This window comes from Pseudescherichia vulneris (genome assembly GCF_902164725.1).
In the GTDB taxonomy this organism is placed as follows: Bacteria; Pseudomonadota; Gammaproteobacteria; order Enterobacterales; family Enterobacteriaceae; genus Pseudescherichia; species Pseudescherichia vulneris.
In genome coordinates, this window is sequence record NZ_LR607338.1 from 3,778,007 (window position 1) to 3,779,435 (window position 1,429).

Consider the following 1,429-nt stretch of genomic DNA (forward strand, 5'->3'; position numbering starts at 1 on the left):
CCCACCGTGGTGAAATAGGTTTTGCCGTTCAGCACGACGGTTACCGGCTGGCCGCGTTCAGCGACCGAGCTGATGCCGCTCAGAACCTGATCCTGGCCCAGCTCCTGACCGTTGAGTTTGCCGTCCGCCGTCAGCGGCAGCAGGCTGAGCGCGGGCAGAGTGGTATCTACCTGCGCGGTGCTGGTGAGCGGCGCGCTGTTGCCCGCAGCATCAATCGCATTGACGTTAATGGTCAGCAGCCCGTCCGGGATGGTCTGCATATCGCTGGCGGGAACGATTGCGCGCCAGTTACCGTCGCTGTCCACTAGCGCCTGATAGGTTTTCCCCGCCAGCTGTACGCTCACGCTCTGCCCGCTGCCGGAGACGCCGGTGTTACCGCTCAGCACCTGATCCAGCCCTTTTTCGACGCTGTTCAGGTAGCCATCACCAAACGGTGCATCGATGGTCGGAATAGGCAGATAGTGGATCTGCACGTTCAGCGTGTGGATGTCGCCTGCCGCCTGGGCTCCCTGGGTGACGACCGCTTCAACGGTGTTTGGACCGTCCGGTAGCAGCAGCAGATCGGCGGAAGGGATCTGTACGCTCCAGTTCCCTGCGGCATCGATAGCGGTGACGGCATACTCTTTGCCGTTAAAGAAAACAACGATACTGACGTCCGGCCCGGTCACCGTGGTTACGCCACGCACCTCCAGCGGACTCTGCGCCTCGTTGGCATTCAGGTAGTCATCGGTTGAGAGAATGGCGATAGCAATACCGGTCTGGCTGCCATCGACGTTAATGGTTTCGGTACGCACTACCGGCGTGCCGTTGGCGTCATTTACCGAGACGGTAAGTGAATTATCGCCCTGAGTCAGGGAGGCGAGATCGCCTGCTGGCAGGGTGGTTTTCCAGCTACCATCACCCATCACCTGGGCATAGTAGGTTTTCGTGCCCAGCGTAATCGTCACCACCTGCCCCGCCGGGATATTCACGGTTTGGCCGGAGAGGGTCTGGTTCAGCTGCAGCTCGGCGGTATTGAGGACGTTATCCCCCGTGACCGGGTCTACAGTGACCTGTGGACTGGTGAAGTTAGTGGTGAAGTCAGCCTGCCCGGTCGTCACATTGCCCGCCATGTCGACGATCTGATACTCCACGGTATAGGCTTGGCCATCCTGTAGCTGCTGGATATCGGCCTGTGGAATGCTCAGTTGCCAGCGGCCAAGGCTATCTACCGCAGTGGTGTAGCTTTTACCGTTTAACGTCACCGTTACGGTGCTGCCCTGATCTTCACTGCTGGAGAAGCCGCGGACGATCTTGTCTGTATTCAGGTGGGAGAGATCGAGCGTATTGTTTGGTACGAAGGGGGGCATCTGGAGTACGGGCGGAACGGTATCCACCATAAGATCCATTGAGGTAGTCACAGCTCGGCCTTCACTGTCCGTGAGCACAA

Annotated in this window: 1 pseudogene; it reads right to left on the reverse strand. The window is 59.1% G+C overall.

Features of this window, described 5'->3' with window-relative positions:
- A pseudogene (locus FN633_RS18410) lies at positions 1–1,400 on the reverse strand (Ig-like domain-containing protein); the annotation flags it as partial.
- Between the last annotated feature and the right edge of the window lie 29 nt (positions 1,401–1,429).